The organism is Isoptericola sp. NPDC060257 (genome assembly GCF_042726645.1).
Classification (GTDB): Bacteria; Actinomycetota; Actinomycetes; order Actinomycetales; family Cellulomonadaceae; genus Isoptericola; species Isoptericola nanjingensis.
Map to the genome: position 1 here is coordinate 1 of NZ_JBHXAW010000266.1, position 6,130 is coordinate 6,130.

At 75.2% G+C, this 6,130-nt stretch carries 7 protein-coding genes; 1 reads left to right on the top strand and 6 read right to left on the bottom strand.

The genetic code is table 11. From position 1 onward, the window contains the following. Window positions 1-62: 62 nt before the first annotated feature. The 6 genes from ACFWEK_RS17595 to ACFWEK_RS17620 all read right to left on the bottom strand — a co-directional run bounded on the left by ACFWEK_RS17595 (window position 63) and on the right by ACFWEK_RS17620 (window position 4,682). The gene (locus tag ACFWEK_RS17595; protein ID WP_430554862.1) at window positions 63-785 is read right to left on the bottom strand and encodes an ABC transporter permease; all 723 of its coding nucleotides are present in this window, start codon (window positions 783-785) and stop codon (window positions 63-65) included. Next, window positions 782-1,561, bottom strand: coding sequence for an ABC transporter ATP-binding protein (locus ACFWEK_RS17600; RefSeq protein WP_430554863.1), 780 nt, complete (start codon window positions 1,559-1,561; stop codon window positions 782-784). Before ACFWEK_RS17600 ends, ACFWEK_RS17595 begins: the two co-directional genes overlap by 4 nt. Window positions 1,562-1,637: 76 nt before the next feature. Next, the gene (locus tag ACFWEK_RS17605; protein ID WP_430554864.1) at window positions 1,638-2,261 is read right to left on the bottom strand and encodes a TetR family transcriptional regulator; all 624 of its coding nucleotides are present in this window, start codon (window positions 2,259-2,261) and stop codon (window positions 1,638-1,640) included. Window positions 2,262-2,284: 23 nt separating this feature from the next. Beyond that, window positions 2,285-3,148, bottom strand: a complete 864-nt coding sequence (gene proC, locus ACFWEK_RS17610; RefSeq protein WP_430554865.1) for a pyrroline-5-carboxylate reductase — start codon at window positions 3,146-3,148, stop codon at window positions 2,285-2,287. Window positions 3,149-3,183: 35 nt separating this feature from the next. Next, window positions 3,184-3,810: a hypothetical protein gene (locus ACFWEK_RS17615; protein ID WP_430554866.1), complete on the bottom strand. Its 627-nt coding sequence runs from the start codon at window positions 3,808-3,810 to the stop codon at window positions 3,184-3,186. A 179-nt stretch (window positions 3,811-3,989) separates the two neighbouring features. After that, a complete protein-coding gene (locus ACFWEK_RS17620) occupies window positions 3,990-4,682 on the bottom strand; it encodes a DUF2087 domain-containing protein (protein ID WP_430554867.1) in 693 nt (230 codons plus the stop codon). 75 nt (window positions 4,683-4,757) lie between these two features. Here ACFWEK_RS17620 and radA point away from each other — a divergent pair. Further along, window positions 4,758-6,130, top strand: a 1,373-nt coding sequence (radA, locus tag ACFWEK_RS17625) for a DNA repair protein RadA (RefSeq protein ID WP_430554868.1), incomplete at its 3' end; no start/stop codon positions are given.

Genomic DNA, 6,130 nt, shown 5'->3' on the forward strand with positions numbered 1-6,130 from the left:
GCTGAATTGCTCCCCCAACGGGCCGTTTGAGGAGCAATTCAGCACGCCCGATGCATCGGTGGTCACGCGGTGCGACGGCGCAGGGTCGCGACGCCGAGGACGACGGCGCCGACGATGAACAGCGCGATGGCGCCGACGGCGCCCTGCACGTCCGCCCACTCGCCGCCGGCAGCGAGGGTCTGCATCGCCTCGACGGCGTAGGTGAGCGGGAAGACGCGCGAGAGCCACTCGAGCACCTCGGGCATCTGGTCGCGCGGCATGAGCAGCCCGCAGGTGATGAGCTGCGGGAAGATCACCGCGGGCATCATCTGCACGGCCTGGAACTCCGTGCGCGCGAGCGCGGAGGCGGCGAGGCCGAGGCAGCAGCCGAGGACCGCGTCGAGCATCCCCACGACCAGCACCAGCCACAGCGGGCCGAGCACGCCCATCCCGACGGCGAGCGCGAAGCCCACGACCACCAGGGACTGCAGCAGCGCGAGGGCGGCGAACGCGAGCGCGTAGCCCGCCACGAAGTCCCCCTTGCGCAGGGGCGTCGTCATGAGCCGCTCGAGCGTGCCCGACTGCCGCTCGCGCAGCGTCGCGACGCTCGTCACCAGGAACATCACGATCAGCGGGAAGAGCCCCACGAGCATCGGGCCGAACTGGTCGAGCACCGGGGTCCCGTCGAACATCCACGCGATGAGGCCGAGCAGCAGGCACGGCAGCACGAGGATGAGCGCGACGGTACGGCGGTCGAAGCGGAGCTGGGCCAGCACCCGGCCCGCGGTCGTGGCGGTGAGCGTCATCGGGAGCCCTCCCCGGTCGTCGAGCCGGACGTCGAGCCCGACGTCGTGGCCTGCTGGTCGATGAGCGCGAGGAACGCCCGCTCGGCGTCCGGCGCGCCGGTCGTGGCGAGCAGGTCGGCCGGCGTGGTGTCGGCGACGAGGGCCCCGTCACGCAGGAGCAGCAGCCGGTCGCACTGCGTGGCCTCGTCCATGACGTGGCTGGAGACCAGCAGGGTGCGCCCCTCGCCCGCGAGACGGCGGAACATCGCCCACAGGTCGCGGCGCAGCACGGGGTCGAGGCCGACGGTGGGCTCGTCGAGCACGAGGAGCTCGGGGTCGGCGACCAGCGCGGCCGCGAGGGAGACCCGGGAGCGCTCGCCGCCGGACAGCGTCCCGACGCGCTGCCTCTCGTGCCCGCCCAGGTCGACGGCGGCGACGGCGCGCCGCACGGCGGCCTCCGCGCCGGTGCGCGGGAGGCCGGCGAGGCGGGCGAAGTAGCGCAGGTTCTGCACCACGGTGAGGTCGGTGTAGACCGACGCCGCCTGGGTCACGTACCCCACGCGGCGCCGAAGGCCGGGCGAGCCGGCCGCCTCGCCGAGCACGGTCACCTCGCCCGTCACGCGCGCCTGGACGCCGACGACGGCGCGCAGCAGCGTCGTCTTGCCCGAGCCGGACGGGCCGAGCAGGCCCACCACCTGACCGCCGGGTACCGCCACGTCCAGGCCGTCGATGATCGGTCGGCCGCCGCGCTCCACGCACAGCCTCCGGACCCGGACCGCGGCGTCGTTATTCCCCATGTGAGGAATTGTGCTCCTCGCCGCCCCGCCGCGCAACGCCCTCGACCGTGGTGAGCGCGATTTCGGGGCCACAGCGTCAGCCGGCCTCGAGATCTCCCGTGAGGTAGCGCTGGACGGTCGGGCCGACGAGCGCCGCGACCCGCTCCGGCGGGAGGGACGCCAGGGGACCGAGCGGGACGAGGTAGCGCGTCATGAGCACGCCCGCCATCTGCGACGCGACGAGCGCGCTCCGCAGGAGCGCGTCGTCCACGTCGAGCCGGCGCACGATCGGCCCCAGGAGCTCGGCGCCCAGGAACTGCGGCAGCAGCCCGCGCAGTCCGGGGTCGGCCATCACGGCGGGGATGACCAGCCGCACCGTCTCGCCGTAGTCCGTGTCCCACACCTCGACGACCGACCGCACCAGCCGCTCCCCCAGGCTCTCGACGGGGCCCTCGGCCGCCGCCCGCACGATCGCCGCCGGGTCGATGTCGACCAGGCCGAGGGAGGCGGTGAACAGGTGCGTCTTGTCGCCGAACCAGTGCCGCACCGTGCCCGGGTCGACGCCCGCGCGCCGCGCGACCGAGCGGACGGACGCCGCCTCGTAGCCGCGCTCGAGGAACTCCTGGCGCGCACCGGCCAGCACGACCTCGCGGGTCTCCTGGCCCGCGGGACGCCTCCCCCGGCGCGCGGGGCCCCCGCCGTCGTCCCGACCGCCCGTCACGACCGCTCCCCCGCCGGACCGGCTCAGGCGTGCTCGGCCGCGAGCTCGCGGGACCGGTCGCGCGCGGCCTCGAGCGCGTCGAGGAACGCGGCGCGCACGCCGCCGTCGTCGAGCTTGCGCAGGGCGGCGACGGTGGTGCCGCCGGGCGAGGAGACCTTCTCGCGCAGCAGCACAGGGTGCTCGCCCGTCTCGTCGAGCAGCTTCGCCGAGCCGAGCACCGTCTCGACGGCGAGCCGGCGCGCGACGTCGCGCGTGAGGCCGAGCAGCACGCCCGCCTCCGCCATCGCGTCGACCACGTAGAACACGTACGCAGGGCCCGAGCCGGCCAGCGCGCCGAACGCGTCGATGTCCTTCTCCGTCACGCGGAAGACGTGGCCCGAGCCGGCGAGCACCTGCTCGACGAGCGCGACGTCGTCCTCGCGGGCCGCCGTCCCGCCGACGACGGCGGTGACGCCCGCGCCCACCAGCGCGGGGGTGTTGGGCATGGCGCGCACGACGGGCGTGCCGGCGGGCAGCCGCTGCTCGAAGAAGGACAGCGGCAGGCCCGCTGCGACGCTCACGACGACGGCACCCGGCTCGAGCGCGTCGGCGACGCGGTCGAGCATCGCGCCCACGTCCTTGGGCTTGACCCCGATGACGACGACGTGCGCGCCCTCGACCGCGGCGACGTTGTCCGTCGTCGCGCGGACGCCGAACCGGTCCGTGAGGTGCGCGCCGCGCTCGGGCCGGCGGGAGGTGGCCACCACGTCCTGCGGCGCGACCCCCGCGGACAGCGCTCCGGCCAGCACCGCCTCGCCCATGTTCCCCGTCCCGAGGAACGCCATCTTCACGCCGCCCACCTGGGTGTTCTCGGGGGTACCGGCCTGCTCGTCAGTCTGCTCGCTCACGGGCACCACGGTACGTGCCCGCGGACGGCGGTGGACTACAACGGATAGGCGGAGTAGAAGTCCTCGACGACGTCCGCCGGGCCGTTGGCCTGCAGCACCGCGGTGCCGTTGCGCCAGGTCACGACGGCGGTGCCCTCGGTGGAGCCGGGCGTCACGACGTACGCGCCGGTGGCCTTGCCGTCGACGGACACCTCGCCCTCGCCGGTCGCGTCGCCCGCCGCCTTGACCAGCGCCTCGTACGCGGCGGTCGCCGCCTCGTCGTCCTCCCACTGACCGGCGTGCACCTGGACCGTCGTCGCGCCCGCGCCGTCGCCGTCCGCGTAGACGAGCTGCCAGGACTCGACCGCGTCCGCGTCGTCCTCCCAGGACTTGTCCTCCGTGGCCTCGCGCAGCGCCAGCGCCAGCACCGAGTCCGGCTGCGCCTTGACGAACGCCGTCTGGTCCTTCGGGCGCCCGCTGGGCGAGATCGTCGGCGTCGGCACCGGCGCGGTCACCGTGGCCTGCGGCTCCGGCTCGCTCATCGCGAACCCGGGCCACACGAACGCCGTCAGCAGCACGATCGCCAGCACCAGCGCGCCCGCGGCCGACCCCACCACGATGCGCCGGCGCCGGAACACCTCCGGCGACGGGCGACCGTTCCCGCCCGTGCGTGCCTGGCTCACGATGTCCTCCTGCGGGGTCGGCGGCGGTGCACCCGGCAGCCTAGGGCGTGTGGGTCGGTGCGGGCGGGACCCTCGCACGCGATTGCCGTTCTGTTCGGCAACCCACTGATCTGTTCGGCACGGACAACTGCCGAACAGATCAACGGGGTGCCGAGGTGAAATTCGGCCGCCGGTCCTGCTCAGCGCAGCAAGAGCTCGACGTCGGGATGGTCGGCGAAGACCTCGAGGACCAGCTCCGCGTAGGTCTTGCCGCGCCCGGCCTCGAGGTCGTCGAGCCGCCCTTGGAACAGCGCGGTGTCGCACCGCGGGTCCGCGACCTTTGCCCGGTAGTACCCACGCGTCGCGGCGTAGCCCAGGGCCTCGCGCGAGCGGGCGAAGCCGTGCCAGACGACGGTCAGCCGGTCCGCGCCGTGCGCCGCGCCGAAGCCGCCGTGCAGCAGGTCGTCCAGGGCGTCGAGGCTCGGGCCGAGCTGCCAGCCCTCGCCCGCCATGAACACGCGGTTCAGCTCGTCGTAGAACGTGGCGATCGAGTGGACCCGGTCGCCGTCGAGGTGCAGCGTCACGTGCCCGGCGTCGTCGGCCGACCCGACGTCGTCGAACTCGGTGACCTCCGTGCGCCAGTACTCCGCGCCGTCGCGGGTGCGGTGCACGACGCCGAGGTCCACCAGCGCCCGGCGCACCCCGACGGGGTCGTCGGCGAGCCGCGCCAGCCGGTCGGTGAGCTCCCGCTCGCCGACCGTGTCGAGCAGCGCCGGCAGCGCGGCGTGCGCGAGCCAGCGGGCCACCGTGCGGCGGTGCTCCCGGCGCCGGGGCATCGTCTCCAGGCGGCCGTCGTGCAGGAAACGGCTCACGTCCGGGGGCGCTGAGGACATGTCGCCATCATCGCGCGCGGCGCGCACGCGCCGCCGAGGGGCCGCTGTCGGTGCCGGGACCTAGCGTCTGACGACGTGAGCACCACGACGTCGTCCCGCACCCGCGCCAAGCAGTCGCGCCCCGGCTACCGCTGCACCGAGTGCGGGTGGACCACGCCCAAGTGGGTGGGCCGGTGCGGCGAGTGCCAGGAGTGGGGCACGGTCACCGACGAGGGACCCGCGTCGGCCGGGCCGCGCACGGTCGCGACGAGCCCGGGGCGCGCGCCCGCGCGGCCGATCGCGGAGATCGACGTCGCGGCCGCGCAGGCGGCGCCCACCCAGGTGCCGGAGCTGGACCGCGTGCTCGGCGGGGGTCTCGTGCCGGGCGCCGTCGTGCTGCTCGCGGGCGAGCCCGGCGTCGGCAAGTCGACCCTGCTGCTCGACGTCGCGGCCTCGTACGCGCGCGGCGCCGACGGCCGCGACGCCCGGACCGTGCTGTACGTGACGGGCGAGGAGTCCGCCGGGCAGGTGCGGCTGCGCGCCGAGCGGGTCGGCGCGCTCGCGCCCACGCTGCTGCTCGCCGCCGAGACCGACCTCGGCACCGTGCTGGGCCACGTCGAGGCCAACGAGCCCGACCTGCTGGTCGTCGACTCCGTGCAGACCATCGCGTCCGCCGAGGTGGACGGCGCCCCCGGCGGGGTGAGCCAGGTGCGCGAGGTCGCGGCGTCGCTCATCGCCGTCGCCAAGTCGCGGCAGGTGCCCGTCCTGCTGGTCGGGCACGTCACCAAGGACGGCACGGTCGCGGGGCCGCGCACCCTGGAGCACCTGGTCGACGTCGTGTGCCAGTTCGAGGGCGACCGGCACTCGCGGCTGCGCATGGTCCGGGCCGTGAAGAACCGGTACGGCCCCACCGACGAGGTGGGCTGCTTCGAGCTGTCCGAGCGGGGCATCATCGGGCTCAGCGACCCGAGCGGGCTGTTCCTCTCCCACCTCGGCGCGGGCGTGCCCGGCACGTGCGTCACCGTGACGCTCGAGGGCCGCCGCCCGCTCGCCCTCGAGCTGCAGTCGCTCGTCGCCCCGTCGCCGCTCGCCAACCCGCGGCGCACGACGAGCGGCGTCGAGTCGTCGCGGCTGGCGATGATCCTCGCCGTCCTGCACCGGCACGCTGGCCTCCGCCTCGCCGACCAGGACGTCTACGTCTCCACCATCGGCGGCGCCCGCGTCACCGAGCCGGCCGCCGACCTCGCGACGGCCCTCGCGATCGTCTCCGCCCGCACCGGCGAGCCGCTGCCCACCGGCACCGTCGCGGTCGGCGAGGTCGGCCTCGCGGGCGACATCCGGCCCGTCACCGGGCTGGACCGTCGCGTCGGGGAGGCCGCCCGCCTGGGCTTCGTGCGCGCCGTCGTCCCCGCTGGGACGTCGGTCAAGGCGCCCGCCGGGATGCAGCTGCTCGAGGCCCGGCACCTCGC

Excerpts from the sequence above, each read along its gene's own strand:
- ACFWEK_RS17595 (WP_430554862.1), bottom strand. The coding sequence starts at position 785 with ATGACGCTCACCGCCACGACCGCGGGCCGGGTGCTGGCCCAGCTCCGC.
- ACFWEK_RS17600 (WP_430554863.1), bottom strand. The coding sequence starts at position 1,561 with ATGGGGAATAACGACGCCGCGGTCCGGGTCCGGAGGCTGTGCGTGGAG.
- ACFWEK_RS17620 (WP_430554867.1), bottom strand. The coding sequence starts at position 4,682 with ATGTCCTCAGCGCCCCCGGACGTGAGCCGTTTCCTGCACGACGGCCGC.